The sequence below is a fragment of the Cloacibacterium normanense genome, assembly GCF_002943105.1.
Classification (GTDB): domain Bacteria; phylum Bacteroidota; class Bacteroidia; order Flavobacteriales; family Weeksellaceae; genus Cloacibacterium.
In genome coordinates, this window is the sequence record NZ_PTPZ01000005.1 from 81,567 (window position 1) to 100,265 (window position 18,699).

An 18,699-nucleotide genomic window follows, 5' to 3' on the forward strand; every position below is an offset into this window, starting at 1 on the left:
AAATTTTCAAAAAACTTATCTTGATATTGAATAGTTAAAAATAGAAATCAATAAATTACCTGTTAATCAGTTGGTTAAGATTTGTTTAAAATGGAAAAATATTTTTTTCTTCTAAAAATTTGGTTTTCTGTAAAACTTGTTTTTATCTTTGCACCACGAAAAACGTTCTTTTATACACGCAACTTATTAAGAAAGGTGGAGGGAATTGACCCTGCGAAACCTTGGCAACCTGCTAACAGAAATGTGAGTAAGGTGCCAAATTCAACCCCGAAATTCGGGAAAGATAAGTCTGAAATCAGTTTAAAATAGTCATACACTATATCAAAAACTCTTTCGACTTGTCGGAAGAGTTTTTTTATGCTCTTTCGTCAAGAATTTTCTGCAAATAAGTTGCTCTAATATTTAACAATTAAAAAATTATTAAAAAAATGAGCAATTTAAAATTTGAAACGCTTCAACTTCACGCTGGTCAAGAAATCGACCCAACTACCAATTCTAGAGCGGTGCCGCTTTACCAAACATCGTCTTATACCTTTAACAGTGCAGAACATGCTGCCAATCTTTTTGGGTTAAAAGAATTTGGGAATATCTACACCAGACTCATGAATCCTACCACTGATGTTTTCGAAAAACGTTTGGCTGCACTTCACGGTGGAGTAGCAGCTTTGGCTACCGCTTCTGGTCACGCTGCGCAATTTTTGGCGATTACCAATATTTTACAAGCAGGAGACAATTTCGTGAGTTCACCTTATTTGTACGGTGGAAGTTATAATCAGTTCAAAGTTTCTTTCAAAAAATTAGGAATCGAAGCACAATTTGCTAAAGACGATGCTCCAGAAAGTTTTGAAGAATTGATCAACGAAAACACCAAAGCGATTTATTTAGAAACCATAGGAAACCCTACGTTGAATGTGGCAGATTTTGATGCAATCTCAGCTGTAGCTAAAAAGCATAATATTCCATTAATCGTAGACAATACTTTTGGAGCAGGTGGTTATTTGTTTAGACCGATTGAACATGGCGCAAATGTAGTGGTAGAATCTGCAACCAAATGGATTGGCGGTCACGGAACTTCTATTGGCGGAATCATCATAGATGGAGGAAATTTCGATTGGGGAAATGGTAAGTTTCCACAGTTTTCTGAACCTTCAGATGGTTATCATGGATTGGTTTTCTCAGATGTTTTCGGTGTAAATGGACCTTTTGGAAATATTGCCTTTATCATCAAAGCCAGAGTAGAAGGTCTTAGAGATTTCGGGCCAGCTATTTCTCCATTCAATTCATTTTTATTGCTTCAAGGCTTAGAAACATTATCGCTGAGAGTAGACAGAACCGTAGAAAATGCTCAGAAATTAGCAGAATTTTTAGAAAATCATCCGAAAGTAGAAAAAGTATTGTATCCAGGTTTACCTAGTTTTCCAGATTATGAAAATGCCAAAAAATATTTGAAAAAAGGTTTCGGAGGGGTACTTAATTTTGAAATCAAAGGCGGAAAAGAAGCAGCTGTAAAATTCATCGATCATTTACAATTGGTTTCACATTTAGCAAACGTTGGAGATTCTAAAACGCTTATCATCAATCCAGCTTCTACCACACACGAACAACTTTCAGACGAAGAAAGACTGAAAGCAGGAATTACTCCGGGACAAATTAGATTAAGTGTAGGAATAGAACATATAGATGATATTATCGCAGATTTAGAGCAATCATTCTCTAAAATATAGAAATTGGAAGGCTGAAGTCGGAAGTAGGAAATTATCAATAGAATCGGGCTTTAGCCCGATTTCAAAAAATAAAAATTCAACTGGCTTTAGCCAAAATTTAAGATTAAAACAATCTTTTTTTAATATAAATTTAAAAATTTTGGAAAATTTTACGGCAGGAAGTTTTGCCCTAGAAAGTGGAACTGAAATAAAAAATGTAAACATTGCTTATCATATTTTTGGTGAAATAGCCCCAGAAAAAAAAGTGATTTGGGTTTGTCATGCCTTAACTGCAAATTCAGATGCGCAAGATTGGTGGCCTAATTTCATTGGCGAAAATTTAACCTTAGACACCGAAAAATATACCATAGTTTGTGCCAATATTTTAGGTTCTTGTTACGGAACGAGTTTCCAAAAACAAGATAAAACTCCATTAATCACCATTCGTGATATGGTGAAACTTCATCAAGAGTTAGCAAAATTTTTACAAATTTCTGAAATAGAATTGCTTCTAGGAGGTTCTCTCGGTGGAATGCAATGTTTAGAATGGGCGATTGCAGAACCAGATTTTATCAAAAAATTATTTGTAATTGCTACCAATGCAAAGCATTCTGCATGGGGAATTGCTTTTAACGAAGCACAAAGAATGGCGCTGGAATTAGGCGAAAACGGAATAGATGCAGCAAGAGCGATCGCCATGCTTTCGTACAGAAATTATGCTACTTTTGAAGCGACTCAAACTGATGAAGAAGAAAAATTAGAAAATTATAAAGCGGCTTCTTATCAAAGACATCAAGGAGAAAAACTCAGAAAAAGATTTTCTAAAGAAAGTTATTTCATGCTTTCTAAAGCTATGGATTCTCACCACTTGGGAAGAGGAAGGAATTCAGTGGAAAATGCTTTGAGCCAAATTACTGCAAAAACGTTGGTGATTGGAATAGATAGCGATATTCTTTTCCCTGTTTCAGAGCAAAAATTTATAGCTGAACATATAAAAAACGCAAAACTAGAAGTGATTTCTTCACTGTATGGTCATGATGGATTTTTAATCGAAACCGAGAAAATTTCAACATTGCTTAAAAAGCATTTCAACTTATAAGAAAACACAAATGATGATTTTCAAAAAATTAAAATTAAAAAAATGAGCAAAAAATTAACGATAGGATTGTTTGGTTATGGAGTGGTAGGAACTGGTCTTTATGACGTTTTGCACAAAAGTAAAACGGTAGATGCCACTATCAAAAAAATTGTGGTAAAGCATAAAGATAAGCCTAGAAATATTTCGCCAGAGCATTTTCATTATGATAAAAACGAAATTCTGCAAGACGAAGAAATCAATCTGGTGGTAGAATTAATAGATGATGCAGATGCAGCTTTTGAAATCGTAAAAACTGCGTTAGAAAACGGAAAAGCAGTGGTTTCGGCGAACAAAAAAATGATTGCAGAACATTTCGAAGAACTGTATGATCTGCAAAAAAAGCATCAGGTTCCTTTCCTGTATGAAGCGGCAGTTTGTGGCAGTATCCCGATTATCAGAAATTTAGAAGAATATTACAATAATGACTTTCTGCAATCTATTCAAGGAATTGTAAATGGTTCTACCAATTATATTTTGACCAAAACTTTCCAAGATGATTTAAGCTACGAAGAAGCACTGAAAGAAGCCCAAGAAAAAGGCTATGCAGAGAGCAATCCTATTTTGGATACAGGTGGTTTTGATGCACGTTCTAAACTTCAAATTCTATTGACGCATTCTTTCGGAATTACCACGAAACCAGAAGAAGTTTTCAATGTAGGAATTCAGAATTTGGGAGATTTAGAAATCAAATATGCCAAAGAAAAAAATCTACAGATTAAATTATTGGCTTACGCTCAAAAAAGAAATGAAGAAGAAGTCATCGCACTCGTGATTCCTAAATTTGTAAAATCTACCGATACTTTTTCTACAGTGAGTGATGTTTTTAACGGAGTAAAAGTACAAACCGCTTTTGCCGATAAGCAATTTTTCTACGGAAGAGGAGCGGGTTCATTGCCTACTGCAAGTGCAGTTTTGTCTGATATTTCTGCCATTGCTTATGATTACAGATATGAATACAAGAAAATAGCCAACTCAGAAAATCTGAAATTGTCTCAAGATTTTCCTTTGAAAGTTTTATTTAGACATGAAGCCAAAGACAGCCAAAATTTTGAAAATTATTTTGAAGAAATCGAAGAGTCTTATGGCAATAGAGAAGATGCTTATTTCGTAGGAAGCATTCGTTTTCAGCAACTAAAAGACGTTTTCACAAAGCATCAAGATGAGGTGTCATTTGTGTTGATTGATATTTTATAATTATTAACTTGTTTTTTCCTTAAGCGTTGTCTTGCATTTTTGTAAGACGACGTTTTTTTGTATAAAGGATATTATTACGTCTCAATAACATCATTTATGGTCATTAAATCATCATTAGTGGTTCTGAACTGATAATTTGAGGTTCTCAACTCATCTATTAAGGTTCTTAAGTATAAAATATACGTTGTTATACTCATCATTTGGAGTTACTAAGCATAAATTTGGGGTTCGAGACTCCAAAATATAGGTTCTATAACCCCGCCAGAATACTCTAGAACGTCAAAGAAATACTTCTGAACGTATCTGAAATAGTAATTTCAAGGTTGAGATGAGTTAAAAATATATCCGAAGGGATAAAAAATTGAGGCTATTTTGCTTTTGATACTACCTCTTTTATATTTTCTAATTGTTTATTTGTATTTTTGGCAGACAACATACAGATTATGCAAACAACAAGCACCGTTTTAATGATAGAGCCCGTTGCATTTGGTTTTAATGCAGAAACGGCACAGAATAATTATTTCCAAGTAAATTCAGAAAATGCTGAAACACAAGGAAAAGCACTGCAAGAGTTTCAAAATTTTGCAGAAAAATTAAGAAGTCATGGCATCAATGTGATGACGATTAAAGACACGTTAGAACCTCATACTCCAGATTCTATTTTCCCCAATAATTGGATTTCTATGCACCAAGATGGAACAGTGGTTTTGTATCCAATGTGTGCCGTGAACAGAAGATGGGAACGTAGAAATGATATTTTAGAAACGCTTCAAGAGAAATTTGAGGTAAAAGAAATTATCGATTTTTCGGCGCCAGAAAAAGAAGGGAAATTTTTAGAAGGAACAGGAAGCATGATTTTCGATCATGACCAAAAATTAGCGTATGGTTCTGTTTCGCTGAGGTTAGACGAAGCTTTGTTCAGAGAATTTTGTGAGAAATTTGGTTATACCCCTGTCGTTTTTCATTCTTTTCAAACAGCTAATGGAGAAAGATTGCCGATTTATCATACCAATGTGATGATGTGTGTAGCAGACCAATTTGTGGTGATTTGCCTAGATTGTATTGATGATGAAACCGAAAGAGTGAACGTAGTGAATACGATTTTAGAATCAGGAAAGGAAATTATAGAAATTTCTGAAGATCAAATGCAACAATTCGCGGGAAATATGCTTCAAGTACAAAACGAAGATGGCAAAAAGTTTTTGGTAATGAGTGAAACGGCTTACAATTCTTTAACGCCAGAGCAAATTTCAGCTATCAAAAAGTACAATGAAATTATTTATTCTAATCTAGAAACCATAGAAATAAACGGTGGCGGTAGCGCAAGATGTATGCTTGCTGAGGTTTTCTTACCGAAGAAATAAAATATAAACTGAAGCACCGAAGTTTTCGGTGCTTTTATTTTTTCCAATCTTTAAAACTCATTTCAAATTTTATTTCCTCTCCGTGGAATCCTGCGTTTTTCCAGCCTTGTTTTTGGTAAAATAGTTCTGCTCTAGAATTTGTTTCTGTTGAAAGCCAAATGGTTTTTTCGGTTTTGCTAAAATATTCGTCAAGCATTAATTGATGAAGTTTTTTGCCAATACCTTTTCCTTCGTGTTCGGGTAGAAGAAATAGCGCCCAAACATTATTTTCTATAAAATCTACAATAGAAAAGCCTACAATATTATCATCAATTTCGCACACGAAACCAGTTCCTCTTTTGGTAATAAACTCTTCTACCAATTCATTAGGAATTAAGCTAGGATTAGAAAGTTGATTTTCTTTTACAGAATTTCTCACTACTTGTATCAGAGGAATATCTTTAATGGTTGCTTTTCTGTATATCATGTTGTAAAAATATAAAAAACCACGAACAAAATTTTGCTCGTGATTTCTTTAATTAAAATTTAGTTTAATATGATGGATTTTTGTGAGATTAGTTTCCTGTTCTGTTTTTAATGTCTTTATTAGCACCTTCTATATTTCTGGCTTTTTGAGTTTTTTGGTTTCCAAAAGTATAGGTTGCGGTAAGCGCAAGCATTCTTCTGTATTCATTTTTTCTTACGTTATTGTAATATCCATTGCTTTGTACATCTGTGATATTATATTTTGAACCCGTATTAAGGACATCATTCGCTTCGAATAAGAACGTCCAATTGTTCCAAATTTTTCTTACAGAAATATCCAGCGATTGAAGAGCGGAAAGTTTACCAATCGAGATTTGCTGAGGTGCTAGATAAAAATAATTTACACCCAAGAATAAGTCTTTTTTGCTCGAAAGTCTGATATTGTTATTCGCTTGAATGTGGAATAAATTCGTAGACTTGTTCAGATTAAACGCTGGGAAAGTTTCACCCGTAATTGGATCTGTATCTACACTTCCTTTGAACACATTATGACCAAAAGTTGTGGTGTAATTGGCACTCCAAATTCCATTGTAGAAATTCTTTTGGAATCCTAAAGTTGCACTGAATTCTTGTTTTTCGCCAAAGTTAGTTCTTATGTATCTCAAAACGGTATTTCCATTTTCTACTTTTTGTAAAGGAATTTGGTCTGATGCATCTTTCACAAGACTAGTATTTAAAACCAAGAAATAAGTGTTTTTATACATATAGTTTAGTTCTTGATTGTAATACTGAGAAGCTTTCATAAAAGGATTATTCTGTACATAATTGGTCTGAGTAAGATAAATTCTAGAAGGATTAAGTTCCCAGAAAGAAGGTCTTCTTACACGACTAGAGAATGAATACGTTACATTATGATTCTTATTGATGGCGTAATTTACAGAGGCATAGGGCAAAAAGCTGTTGTAATCTCTAGTAAAATGTTCGTCTTTGTCTATTACGCTTCCTTCACTTTTCGTCAGTTCCAAACGAGTTCCCAATTTGGTAGAAATTTTATCATTGAAGCTTTTTTCTAGGGTAGCATATACTCCTACAATATTTTCATCGTAGATAAAATGGTTAGATTGGTTATCATCAATTCCTGTTGGTGGCAAAATATTTACAAATTGAGTGTCATTGTCAGTTTTGGTTTTGTTGTAACTTCCTCCCACAGAAAGCGTTAAATTCTTATTGAATTTCTGAATGTAATCTGCCATAAAACCAAGATTATCAATTTGCTGAGGAATAGATTGGTTGAAATTAGCCAAAGTTACTCCATTAACATCACTGGTTTTGTTTACGTTCTCAGTCTTTTGATTGAAGTTAAGATACGCAGCATTCAAGGATAGTTTGCTTCCTAATGTATCTGTTTTTATTTCATAATTCAGGTTAAGAGAATGGTTTGCAGAATGGTCATTTTGGTTATTTGTGGTGATGTTTTCTCTTGTAGAATTATTTGATAAATCGGTGATGATATTTCTAAAATAAGAAGAACCATCTTTGGTTTTATTCAGATTCAAGCTGTAAGAAATTCCTAAAATTTGTTTATCCGAAATTTCATAATCAGCATTAATATTTCCGCCAGCATAAGCATTAGGATTTATGGTGTTTCCAACGGATAAATTACTAGAAGTATCTGTTCCGTTGCTCAAAATATAGGTGTTATATTCAGACCATTTTCCTACATAAGTATTGGTGCTTACAGTAAGTTTGTCTTTTTTATAATTGAGTGAAACCGATGTGTTTGGATTGTTATAATAGCCTTGTTTGTTTTCCAACTTCCAAGTTCCGCTCATCCCATCGTATTTCTTCTTTTTCATCACGATATTGATGATTCCTTGATTGCTTTCTACCTGAAATTCAGACGATGGAACGGTAATGACTTCTATTTTCTGAATGTTTTCAGATGGTGTATTTTTCAGCATTTCTAAAACCGCTTCCGCGCTCATATTGCTTTTTCTACCATTAATGTAGATGATGGCGTCATTTTTTCCTAGAATTTTTAGATTGGCATTGTCACTTGTAGAAATAAGTGGAGTTTCTTTTAAAAGTTCAAAAGCATTGCTTCCTTTTGCAACTGGCGAATTGGCTACATCATAAACCATTCTATCAGATTTCTTGTGAAAAACCTTTTTGGTCATTTTCACTTCTTCTATGTCTTTTGTTTTTTCTTCTTGCGAATAAGAAAAAAGAGAAGTAAGAATTGCTGCTGTAAATAATAATTTTTTCATGGTGTAATTTTTAAGTTTAAATTCTGTAAAAAAGAAAAGTCGCAGTGGGTTATTAGTTCAGTGATTTGGTGTGGTGATTAGTTTTTGTGGTTATTAATTTTTTCACTGCGACTTTTTTCAAGTTTGGTTATTTGTTTTAGTTATTCGTTTTTAAATGGTTAAAAGTTTTTCTAAAAATTTGCTTCAAATCAGATGAAGTATGTTTTGTTCAATAATTTACATTGCAAAGATATATAATTAATTTAGTATTATGCAATACAAAGTAGTAAATAAAATTTATTACTTGATTTAACTTGTTGATTTTCAGTGATAAAAATTTAGCTAATGAATTGCTTTCAGAAGTAAGACAATCGAAATGGAAAGAGTATTACATCAAAAAAACAAAAAAAAGTGAAAATTTCTTTCCACTTTTTATAATATTTTGAAGGTCAAATCTTTATTCTCTCTCAAATTTTGCCAGTTTTTTGTCAATCCAAATCGTTGCCAACGGAAAAAACGCAGCCAGAAGTGCGAATACAGAATCTTCGTCATCCCATTGATAAATTTTTCTACAAGGAATAGCTAGAATCAGGTACAAAGTGAAAAATAAACCATGAATACTCCCCATAACACTAATGTAAATAATGGGTAAAATTCCTTCTTTGTCCTCACGAATCCAAATCATAGCCGAGAAAAGCAAAAGCCAAGAAATAGCTTCGGCGATACAAATTTGTCTAAACCATTTGATGAGTTTTTCTTGAGAATATTTGGATAAAAAGAAATTTTCGATGACTTCCATTATATAGAGTGTTACTTGATTTGAAGTACAAAAATAAAGATTTAATAATGAATTTTACTTATAAAAACTACTTCCGTCTAAATATTCAAAAACTTCTGGTGGAAGCATAGGTCTTACATTTTTGCCTTCTTTAATCATATTTCTAATTTCTGTGGCAGAAAGTTCTATTATCGGTGCATTTACCATGCTGATGTTTTCGTGCTGTAGATATTCACTGTCTTTTTTCTCACCTTCAAAAGTTCTGGGATAGACAATGATTTGATAATCAGACATCAGTTTTTCTGCGTTTTTCCATTTAGGAAGCGAGTCTAGATTATCTTCGCCCATAATCAGCGCAAAAGAATAATTGGGATATTTTTCTTTGAGATAAGTAAGCGTATCAATCGTGTAACTTGGCTTTGGTAAAGAAAACTCTACGTTTGAAGCGCGCATTTTAGGATAGTTTTTCACTGCAAGTTGCACCATATCAAGACGATTGTGGTCTGTAAGCAATGATTTTTTATCTTTAAATGGATTTTGCGGAGAAACCACAAACCAAAGTTCATCCATATCCGAATTTTCTAAAATATAGTTCGCCAAAATCAAATGCCCAATATGAATGGGATTAAATGAGCCGAAAAATAGTCCGATTTTTTTCATTAAAGGGTTTAGGAGTTAGGGATTAGATTTTTGGATTGATGTGATAAGAGAGTTTAGCATTTAAGCAATTTCTATAAATTTTGTATCAAAATCTTGATATTGTTCTTCGGAAATAAAATTTAAGTTTTTAGAAATTAGAAATTGTGTTTCTAATTCTGCTAAACTTCCTCTTGCAATTTTTAAAAATTGAATATAATCATTAGAACTTCTTCTAGGATGGCCTTCTGAAATATTAGATGGGATAGAAACGGATGCTCTTCTGATTTGGGAAGTTAAGCCGAAGATTTCATGTTTAGGATATTTTTCTGTTAAATGATAAATTTCTGTAACCAAAGAAACAGACTTTTGCCAAACAATCAAACTTTTGAAATCTCCCATAACTAATCCCTAAATCTTAATTCCTAATTCCTAAATTTCACATCACGAATATTCAAATAATAGGTTACATTTCCTTTCCAGTGATTTTCTTCTACGGTAAAAGCAATGTCGAAATTTTTAGTTTTGAAATCATCCATATATTGACCTAATTTAAAGCCAATACATTCTATATTTCTGCCAGAAACCGGTTGATGAATGTAGAATTTTAGGTGATTTCCGTCTTTACCCATTTGTTTTACGTAACCAGAAACTTTTTGGTTTCTCAGTTCTAAAACAGGCTTCATATTGTGTGGACCAAAAGGTGATAATTTTCTGTGAAAATTAAAGAAATCACGGTTTAAATCTTCTATTTCAATAACAGAATCTATCGTAATGGAAGGGAATTTTTGGTGTTCCTGAATTTTTTCGGCCACTACTTTTTCAAATTTTTCTTTGAAAGCTTCAAATTTATCTTTCTCCATCGAAAGTCCAGCCGCAGCTTGATGTCCCCCGAATTTTAGGAAATATTCACTACAAGCTTCTAAGGCTTCGTGCACATCAAAATCTGAAACGCTTCTCGCAGAAGCTACCATTTCGCCATTGTTTCCATCGGTGAAAACCAAAGTCGGTTTGTAGTACACTTCCGTCAGTCTAGAAGCTACAATCCCGATAACGCCTTTGTTCCATTCATTGTGATAAACCACAGTGGTGAAATTATTTTCTTGTTGGGTTTCGATGACTTGGTTAAAGGCAGATTGAGTAGTATTGGCATCTAATTCTCGTCTGGAATCGTTGAGGTTTAAGATGTCGTCTACAATTTGATGAGCGTGTTTTAAATTGTCTGAAATCATCAGTTCTACCGCAGCTTTTCCATGAGAAATTCTTCCTGCAGCATTGATTTTCGGAGCAATTTCGAAAACGATGTTAGAAATATCAAACGTAGCAATTTTTTCTTCAGGAATCAGAAGTCTTATTCCTAATTTTCTGGTTTTTCTTAAGGTTTTTAATCCCAGTTTTGCTAGAACTCTATTTTCGCCAGTCATTGCTACAATATCTGCCGCAATAGAAATAGCGAGTAAATCGGTAAGTTCATAGAGTTCGTTTTCTGGAATTTTATAAATGGTATTAAGACCTTGACATAATTTAAAGCCCACTCCACAACCCGAAAGTTCTTTGTAAGGATATCTGCAATCGGTTCTTTTTGGGTCTAAAACTGCAAAAGCTTTTGGTAATTCTTCGCCTGGTAAATGGTGGTCGCAAATAATAAAATCAATGCCAAGAGAACTGGCATATTCTATTTTATCTAATGCTTTAATTCCACAATCTAATGCTATGATAAGTGAGAATCCGTTTTCTTTAGCGAAATTAATTCCCTCATCAGAAATTCCATACCCTTCAGAATAACGGTCTGGAATATAGAAATCTAAATATTTTTTTTCTACAATTTTAGAAAGATAAAGATACATGAGCGAAACTGCAGTAGTTCCGTCTACATCATAATCGCCGTAAACCAAAATTTTTTCGCCGTTTTCTATTGCAGAGGCAATTCTGTCTACTGCCAATTGCATATCTTTCATCAAAAACGGACTGTGAATATCTTCTAACTTTGGTTTGAAGAATTCTCTGGCTTTTTGGTAATCATCAATGCCTCTTAGAACCAAAATTTTTGATTCTAAAGTCCCGAAACCAATTGAAGAACTGATGCTGTCTACAATTTCTTCATCAGGTGCTGGTTTGTATATCCATTTTTGGCTCATAAATGCAAAGTTAGAAATTTAAATTCATTTAAATTAGAATAGTTATAAATTATGTCTATTGACTATTATATACATGATAATTTCTATTTTTGTTTAAACTAAAAATCATGAAATTTATTTCAGTTGTTCTTCTCGGCTTTTTTACATTTTTTATTTCTTGTAGAGAGCTTTCAGAGCAAATTAATTCACCTTTTCAAGGAAATTGGAGTGGAGATTATCAAGGTGCAGAAAATGGAACACTCACTTTTAAGATTACTTCTGAAGGAAACATTGTAGGCTCCAAAATATCTACTTCTAAAAATTATTCTGAAGAATTTTTAGGCTATATTTTTGCTGATGGAGAATTTTCTTGCAATACCAGAAATGGATTTTTGTTCAAAGGGAAAATTACAGATGTAAATGCTAAAACTTACTCAGGAAATTGGACGCAGAATTTCAATAATACGACTTTTCAAGGAACTTTCACTTTTAAGAAGAATTAAATCAACGTTAAAAAAATAAAAACCGCCCAAAATTTTTGAGCGGTTTATTTTTTACATTAGCCTTTCAGCTTAAGAATACATTTGTTGTTGTAATTCTTTGATTTTTTTGTCTTCTAGATATTCATCGTAAGTCATATCTCTATCGATAACACCTTTTGGCGTAAGTTCTATGATTCTGTTACAAACCGTTTGAAGCATTTCGTGGTCATGAGAAGCTAATAAAATGTTTCCTTTGAAATTAGACAGTGAGTTGTTCAGTGTAGTGATACTTTCTAAGTCTAAGTGGTTGGTTGGTTCGTCTAAAAGTAAAACGTTTGCTTTTTGAAGCATCATTCTAGAGAACATACATCTCATTTTTTCACCTCCAGAAAGTACGGTACAAGATTTCAGTGCTTCGTCTCCCGAGAATAGCATTCTGCCAAGGAAACCACGCATGAATTCTTCGTGTCTTTCTTCATCATTTTTAGTGAATTGTCTTAACCAGTCTACTAAATTTAAGCTCTTATCTTGAAAGAAATCAGTATTGTCAAGAGGCATGTAAGATTGGTTCGTAGTAACTCCCCAATTGTACTCTCCTTTATCTGCAGTTGCATTTCCAGAAATAATTTCGAAAAATTCTGAAATTGCCAAAGAGTTTTTAGAAATGATAGCTACTTTGTCTCCTTTCTTTAACTTAATATCTACGTTAGAGAAAAGCAATTCGCCGTCTTTGGTTTTTTCTAAATCTTTTACTTCAAGAATTTGGTCACCTGCTTCCCTTTCCATTTCGAAAATAATTGCAGGATAACGTCTTGAAGTAGGTTTTATATCATCAATATTCAGTTTTTCAATCATTTTCTTTCTAGCAGTTGCCTGTTTTGCTTTAGCAACGTTAGAACTGAATCGAGCAATGAAATCTTGTAATTCTTTTTTCTTTTCCTCAGCTTTTTTATTCGCTTGTTGACGTTGTCTTGTTGCTAACTGAGAAGCTTGATACCAGAAAGAGTAGTTACCTGTATAAAGGTTTAATTTAGAATAATCTAAGTCACCAATGTGCGTACAAACGGTATCTAAGAAGTGACGGTCGTGAGAAACTACAATTACTGTATTTTCATAATCTGCTAAGAAATCTTCTAACCAAGCGATGGTGTCAATATCTAAGTCATTGGTAGGTTCGTCCAAAATCAAAACATCTGGATTTCCGAAAAGTGCTTGAGCCAAGAGAACTTTTACTTTGTCTTTGTTTTCTAGCTCTCCCATCATTTGCCAGTGCATTTCGTCTTTGATTCCCACGTTAGAAAGCATGGTTTGCGCATCTGATTCTGCGTTCCAGCCTCCCATTTCGTCATAGATTACACCGAGTTCTCCAGCTTTAATTCCGTCTGCATCAGAGAAATCCTCTTTAGCATAAAGCGCATCCATTTCTTCTTTGATTTCGAAGAGTTTTTTATTTCCTCTTAATACAGTTTCTAAAACGGTAAAATTATCGTAAGCAAAGTGATCCTGCTCTAGAACAGACATTCTTTTGCCAGGTTCTAGTGATACATTTCCTGTAGTTGGTTCTTGTTTTCCTGTTAAAATTTTCAGAAAAGTAGATTTTCCTGCGCCATTTGCTCCGATGATTCCGTAGCAATTTCCCTTGGTAAACATGATGTTTACTTCGTCAAATAAAACTCTCTTCCCGAATTGTAGTGATAAATTAGATACTGTTAACATATTGTTTCGTAAATTTGGCGCAAAAGTAAGAAAAGAATTTGGTATTTCGAGGCTAAGTTTCGGATAAAGAATGAATTATTATAAAGGAAAATAGATTTCTAGGGTGAGTAAATTGACCTTTAAAATTATTTGATTCATAAAAAATTAATAAATTTTAATAAATGATTATCAGTAAGTTGGTTATTTAATTAAATTAAAATGAGTGGAAAAACTAAATTTGGCACGTGCTTTGGTGCTTGTTTCAAGGTTTTTCAAGTCATTTGTCATTTTAATGAAGATTTCAGAATTCAATAAAAATGGTAAAATTTTATAAACTTTAATATAAATTATGTAAATTTATATTTTAGCAATAATTAGACATTTGCAGTATACAATGAAGATAGAAAAAACCATAAATATTTTAAATAAACGAGCAAAATTCGAATATGAAATTTTAGAACAGATAGAAGCAGGAATTGTTCTTACGGGAACCGAAATTAAAGCGCTACGTTCTTCTAAAGCATCTATTACAGAGAGTTTTTGTCAATTTATAGAAAATGAGCTATTCGTTGTGAATATGAGTATTGATGAGTATAAATTGGGAACTTTTTATAATCATAAAATCAAAAGAGAGCGTAAACTCTTATTACACAAAAAAGAATTGCAAAAGTTTCAAAGGAAGTTGAAGGATGTAGGGATGACTATAGTGCCATTAAAGCTATACATTAATGACAGAGGAAAGGCAAAAATGCTTATAGCACTAGGAAAAGGGAAGAAACTTTTTGATAAAAGAGAAACAATAAAAAACAGAGAAAATAAAAGAAATTTAGACAGAATATTAAAGAAAACCTAAAAAAACTTTGTTTTTAACGATATTTTGTGTTTATTTTGCATTATCAATTATTTAATCATTTAATTCTATGAAAAATCTAAAATTAGGAATTTCAGCATTGGCACTTACACTTGCCTCTACTGCTTTCGCTCAGACTACTTCTAACCCTTGGGTTATCGGAGTTGGTGCACATGGAGTGAATCATATGGGAGTTGCTAACGGTGGTGTTGGCAAAGTATTTGATAACTTTGATCAAGTTTTCACACTTAACAACTATACTATTACACCTCCTTTGTCAAAATTAACTGTTGCAAGAAACCTTAACAAGTATTTCGTTCTTGATTGGCAAACTTCAGTTGGAAATGTAGACAACAAGAGATTTGCAATGGGTAAAGAATTCTTCTTGCAAACAGGTCTTGGTTTGCAATTTAAATTTGCTAGCCTTTGGAATGAAGAATCATGGTTTGATCCGTATGCAAGAGTTGGAGCCAACTATTTAAGACATGATTATTCAGGTCTTACTTTCCCAAGTTATGATTATGCTAATGATGTATTAAGAGGGACTTATAATAGTGATGATGTAACTGGAAAAGCAAACCATTTTACAGCTGCTGCGGGGTTAGGTGCAAATTTATGGTTGACAAAAAACTTTGGATTTAATTTACAAGGAGATTATGTTTCTACCCCTGGAAATAATTCAAACGTTGCTGATTTTTGGCAAGCTTCTGCTTCATTAATGTTCAGATTCGGTAACACAGATAAAGACAAAGATGGTATTAAAGATAAAGACGATGCTTGTCCAGACGTACCTGGTTTAGCTCAATTCCAAGGTTGTCCTGATACAGACGGTGATGGAGTTGCTGATAAAGATGATAACTGTCCAGAAGTTGCTGGTCCAGTAGAAAATAACGGTTGTCCTTGGCCAGATACAGATGGTGATGGTGTTCTTGACAAAGATGACGCTTGTCCATCAGTAGCAGGTCCTGCTGCAAACAATGGTTGCCCTTGGCCAGATACAGATGGTGACGGTATCCTTGATAAAGATGATGCTTGTCCTACAGTTGCTGGTTTAGCTCAGTATAACGGTTGCCCAAGAACTGATGTTAACGTAGCTGATGATGTAACTAAAGCATTAAACGATATCTTATTTGATTTCAACAAAGCTACAATCAGACCAGAATCTAAAGAAAAATTAGACCAAGCTGCTGCTTACATTAAAGATTTCCCTGCTGGTAAATTCTTAATCGAAGGTAGAACAGATAAAAAAGGTTCTGATGCTTACAATTTAAAACTTTCTAGACAAAGAGCCGCTTCTGTTGTTGCTGCTTTAGAAGCTAGAGGTGTAGCTCCTGAACAACTTAAATCAAGAGGTGTTGGTGAAGCTAAAGCTACTGTAGCTGAAACTGCATCTGACGCTGAAAGATTATCAGACAGAAGAGTAGTTGTAGAAGCTATTTCTGCTGCTGATTGGGATGCTATCCAAAAATCAGATGTTCCAGCTCCAAAAAAATCTAAAAAATAATCAATTATTTTAAGATAAATTTAAACACCCTTATTTTTAAGGGTGTTTTTTTGTGCTAATTTTCTTATTTTTGCAAACGTAAAATATCAAATTATGGGACGCGCATTCGAATATAGAAAGGCTTCAAAAATGGCTCGATGGGATAAAATGGCCAAAACATTTTCTAAAATTGGGAAAGATATTGCTATTGCAGTAAAAGCTGGTGGTCCAGATCCAGATTCTAATCCTGCTCTTAGAAGATGTATTCAAAATGCAAAAGGGGCAAATATGCCTAAAGATAATGTAGAAAGAGCGATTAAGAAAGCTTCTGGAGCAGATGCAGAACATTATGATGAGGTTACTTATGAAGGATATGGACAAGGTGGTGTAGCTTTCTTCGTAGAGTGTACAACGAATAACTCTACCAGAACGGTTGCAAACGTAAGAGCAATTTTCAATAAGTTTGATGGTAATTTAGGTAAGAACGGGGAGTTAGCTTTCATCTTTGATAGAAAAGGAATTTTCACCATAGATAAATCTTTAATCAAAATGGATTGGGATGACTTCGAGATGGAAATGATTGATGGTGGTGCAGAAGATATTGATAGCGACGAAGAAGAAGTGATGATTACCACTGCATTTGAAGATTTTGGTTCTATGTCTCATAAATTAGATGATTTAGGCATAGAAGCTAAAAGTGCGGAACTACAAAGAATTGCAAATAATACCAAAGAAGTAAACGAAGAACAGTTCAAAGCCAATATGAAAATGCTAGAACGTTTCGAAGATGATGATGATGTGCAAAACGTTTACCACAATATGGAAATTACAGACGAATTAATGAATTCTCTATAAAAATAAAAAGCCACAAATTTTGCGGCTTTTTTTATTGAGGAAATACATCTTCTATATCTTTCATTCTTAGCATTACAGAACGAGCATAAGAACAATGCGGAATAATAATCCATTTGTTTTCTCTCGAAAATTCTATGCCTTTTTCTACGAGTTTTTTTCCCATTCCTTGTCCCTCGAATTTAGGAAAAACCATTACATAAGAAATAATCAGTGTGTTTTTCTCTGGCTGAATCGTGTAAGTCAGTCTTCCGATTTCTTCGCTTTCATTTTTAAGAGAAATAAAGCCTCCGTTTCCGTTTTTATGATTTTCAAAAGTTAAATTCATAATCTAAATTTTTATAAAAGTAAGAAATTTTAAAATTCGAACATCATATAATTGCATTTGATTAAATTTCCTTATAATTTAGCATTTCTGTAAATTATGAAAATTTCAAAATCACATCTTTTAGACGGAAAAACTATTTCCATTACAGGTTCGAAAAGCATCTCGAATCGATTGCTTATTTTGGGCAAATTATTTGGAGATTTAAAAATAGAAAACCTTTCAAATAGTCAAGATACTCAACTTTTACAAAAAGCACTCAACGAAGATTCTGAAATAGTAGATATCCATCACGCTGGAACTGCAATGCGTTTTTTGACCTCATTTTATGCCATTCAAGAAGGAAGAAAAACCATTCTTACTGGTTCGGAAAGGATGAAACAGAGACCTATAAAACCTTTGGTTGATGCATTGCGTGAATTAGGTGCAGAAATTAATTATTTAGAAAGCGAAGGTTTTCCGCCTTTAGAAATTCACGGAAAGAAAATTGAAAAGAATTTTGTGAAAATCCCTGCCAATATTTCTTCACAGTTTATTACGTCATTATTATTGATAGGTGCAAGTTTAGAAAACGGTTTAGAAATAGATTTGCAAGGCGAAATTACCTCTCGTTCTTATATTAAAATGACACTTAAAATCTTAAAAGATATCGGAGTTGAAACACATTTTGAAGGAAATACTATAAAAATATTAAGTGCAGCGTCATCTTTATCGAATCAAAAATTAGATAGGCATTATCACTCTTCTAAGATTAAGCATTACATCGTGGAAAGCGATTGGAGTTCTGCTTCTTATTTTTATTCTTTGGTGGCAATTGGTAAGAAAAAAATGCATCTCAAGAGTTTTTATGCTCATTCATTACAAGGAGATTCTGCTTTGAAGGAAATTTATTTGAAATTTTTTGGAGTAAATACCATTTCTGATGCAGGAGAGAATAAAATTACATTACTTCCAGATACTCATTTTCAATATCCAGAAAAATTTGTTTTGGATATGAATGATTGTCCAGATATTGCACAAACGGTTTGTGTAACGTGTGTTGCGCTAAAATTACCTTTTGAAATTTCAGGTTTAGGAACTTTGAAAGTAAAGGAAACCGACAGATTGGTTGCACTCCAAAATGAATTAGAAAAAATAGGTTGTAGAACAGAAATTACCGAAAATTCCATCAAATCTTTAGAATTTTTTGAGTCAAATAGTGAGATTTCTATTGCAACGTACAACGATCACAGAATGGCGATGAGTTTTGCGCCGTTTGCTTTGGTAAAAGAATTAGACATACAAAACGAAGACGTGGTAGAAAAATCTTATCCAGATTTTTGGACGGATTTTTTTGAGATTACGGAGAAATCGTAATGATTTTTTTAATAA

At 33.2% G+C, this 18,699-nt stretch carries 18 protein-coding genes and 1 riboswitch; of the genes, 9 read left to right on the plus strand and 9 right to left on the minus strand.

The genetic code is table 11. From position 1 onward, the window contains the following. Positions 1–180 precede the first annotated feature (180 nt). Positions 181–290, plus strand: a riboswitch (SAM riboswitch). Positions 291–428: 138 nt separating this feature from the next. The 3 genes from C3729_RS09230 to C3729_RS09240 all read left to right on the plus strand — a co-directional run bounded on the left by C3729_RS09230 (position 429) and on the right by C3729_RS09240 (position 4,035). Continuing rightward, positions 429–1,724 carry an O-acetylhomoserine aminocarboxypropyltransferase/cysteine synthase family protein gene (locus C3729_RS09230; protein ID WP_104793874.1) on the plus strand — a complete coding sequence of 432 codons (1,296 nt, stop codon included), beginning with the start codon at positions 429–431 and terminating at the stop codon, positions 1,722–1,724. A 139-nt stretch (positions 1,725–1,863) separates the two neighbouring features. After that, positions 1,864–2,802, plus strand: coding sequence for a homoserine O-acetyltransferase family protein (metX, locus tag C3729_RS09235; RefSeq protein ID WP_260204508.1), 939 nt, complete (start codon positions 1,864–1,866; stop codon positions 2,800–2,802). Positions 2,803–2,844: 42 nt separating this feature from the next. Further along, the gene (locus tag C3729_RS09240; RefSeq protein WP_104793876.1) at positions 2,845–4,035 is read left to right on the plus strand and encodes a homoserine dehydrogenase; all 1,191 of its coding nucleotides are present in this window, start codon (positions 2,845–2,847) and stop codon (positions 4,033–4,035) included. Positions 4,036–4,109: 74 nt separating this feature from the next. Here the strand turns inward: C3729_RS09240 and C3729_RS13400 are convergent, their stop codons facing one another. Continuing rightward, positions 4,110–4,235: a hypothetical protein gene (locus C3729_RS13400; RefSeq protein ID WP_260204509.1), complete on the minus strand. Its 126-nt coding sequence runs from the start codon at positions 4,233–4,235 to the stop codon at positions 4,110–4,112. A gap of 243 nt (positions 4,236–4,478) precedes the next feature. On the opposite strand from C3729_RS13400, the gene ctlX reads away from it, so the two are divergent. Continuing rightward, entirely contained in the window at positions 4,479–5,399 is a 921-nt protein-coding gene (gene ctlX / locus C3729_RS09245) for a citrulline utilization hydrolase CtlX (RefSeq protein ID WP_104793877.1), read from the plus strand. A 34-nt stretch (positions 5,400–5,433) separates the two neighbouring features. On the opposite strand, the gene C3729_RS09250 is transcribed toward ctlX, so the two are convergent. From C3729_RS09250 to recJ, 6 genes are all read right to left on the minus strand, one after another. Then, the gene (locus C3729_RS09250) at positions 5,434–5,865 is read right to left on the minus strand and encodes a GNAT family N-acetyltransferase (RefSeq protein ID WP_104793878.1); all 432 of its coding nucleotides are present in this window, start codon (positions 5,863–5,865) and stop codon (positions 5,434–5,436) included. A gap of 88 nt (positions 5,866–5,953) precedes the next feature. After that, a complete protein-coding gene (locus tag C3729_RS09255) occupies positions 5,954–8,131 on the minus strand; it encodes an outer membrane beta-barrel family protein (protein ID WP_104793879.1) in 2,178 nt (725 codons plus the stop codon). 436 nt (positions 8,132–8,567) lie between these two features. After that, the gene (locus C3729_RS09260; protein WP_104793880.1) at positions 8,568–8,909 is read right to left on the minus strand and encodes a DUF3817 domain-containing protein; all 342 of its coding nucleotides are present in this window, start codon (positions 8,907–8,909) and stop codon (positions 8,568–8,570) included. Positions 8,910–8,963: 54 nt separating this feature from the next. Continuing rightward, positions 8,964–9,548 (minus strand): nicotinate (nicotinamide) nucleotide adenylyltransferase, encoded by a 585-nt coding sequence (nadD, locus tag C3729_RS09265; protein WP_104793881.1) that lies wholly within the window; start codon positions 9,546–9,548, stop codon positions 8,964–8,966. A 60-nt stretch (positions 9,549–9,608) separates the two neighbouring features. Then, positions 9,609–9,926, minus strand: a complete 318-nt coding sequence (locus C3729_RS09270; protein ID WP_104793882.1) for a four helix bundle protein — start codon at positions 9,924–9,926, stop codon at positions 9,609–9,611. A 23-nt stretch (positions 9,927–9,949) separates the two neighbouring features. Beyond that, complete coding sequence (gene recJ, locus C3729_RS09275; protein WP_104793883.1) at positions 9,950–11,662, minus strand: single-stranded-DNA-specific exonuclease RecJ; 1,713 nt, start codon at positions 11,660–11,662, stop codon at positions 9,950–9,952. A 107-nt stretch (positions 11,663–11,769) separates the two neighbouring features. Here recJ and C3729_RS09280 point away from each other — a divergent pair, with 107 nt between their 5' ends. Beyond that, on the plus strand, positions 11,770–12,144 hold the full coding sequence (locus C3729_RS09280; protein WP_104793884.1) for a hypothetical protein: 375 nt from the start codon (positions 11,770–11,772) through the stop codon (positions 12,142–12,144). Between the two features lie 69 nt (positions 12,145–12,213). On the opposite strand, the gene C3729_RS09285 is transcribed toward C3729_RS09280, so the two are convergent. Continuing rightward, positions 12,214–13,839, minus strand: a complete 1,626-nt coding sequence (locus C3729_RS09285) for an ABC-F family ATP-binding cassette domain-containing protein (protein WP_069800965.1) — start codon at positions 13,837–13,839, stop codon at positions 12,214–12,216. Between the two features lie 373 nt (positions 13,840–14,212). Here C3729_RS09285 and smpB point away from each other — a divergent pair, with 373 nt between their 5' ends. The 3 genes from smpB to C3729_RS09300 all read left to right on the plus strand — a co-directional run bounded on the left by smpB (position 14,213) and on the right by C3729_RS09300 (position 17,006). After that, positions 14,213–14,671: an SsrA-binding protein SmpB gene (smpB, locus tag C3729_RS09290; RefSeq protein WP_069800967.1), complete on the plus strand. Its 459-nt coding sequence runs from the start codon at positions 14,213–14,215 to the stop codon at positions 14,669–14,671. Positions 14,672–14,738: 67 nt separating this feature from the next. Next, positions 14,739–16,172 carry an OmpA family protein gene (locus C3729_RS09295; protein ID WP_104793885.1) on the plus strand — a complete coding sequence of 478 codons (1,434 nt, stop codon included), beginning with the start codon at positions 14,739–14,741 and terminating at the stop codon, positions 16,170–16,172. 93 nt (positions 16,173–16,265) lie between these two features. Next, on the plus strand, positions 16,266–17,006 hold the full coding sequence (locus C3729_RS09300; protein ID WP_104793886.1) for a YebC/PmpR family DNA-binding transcriptional regulator: 741 nt from the start codon (positions 16,266–16,268) through the stop codon (positions 17,004–17,006). Positions 17,007–17,037: 31 nt separating this feature from the next. Here C3729_RS09300 and C3729_RS09305 read toward each other — a convergent pair whose 3' ends face one another. Next, on the minus strand, positions 17,038–17,331 hold the full coding sequence (locus C3729_RS09305) for a GNAT family N-acetyltransferase (protein ID WP_104793887.1): 294 nt from the start codon (positions 17,329–17,331) through the stop codon (positions 17,038–17,040). A 96-nt stretch (positions 17,332–17,427) separates the two neighbouring features. Between C3729_RS09305 and C3729_RS09310 the strand changes: the two genes are divergently transcribed. After that, positions 17,428–18,684: a 3-phosphoshikimate 1-carboxyvinyltransferase gene (locus C3729_RS09310; RefSeq protein ID WP_104793888.1), complete on the plus strand. Its 1,257-nt coding sequence runs from the start codon at positions 17,428–17,430 to the stop codon at positions 18,682–18,684. Positions 18,685–18,699 lie beyond the last annotated feature (15 nt).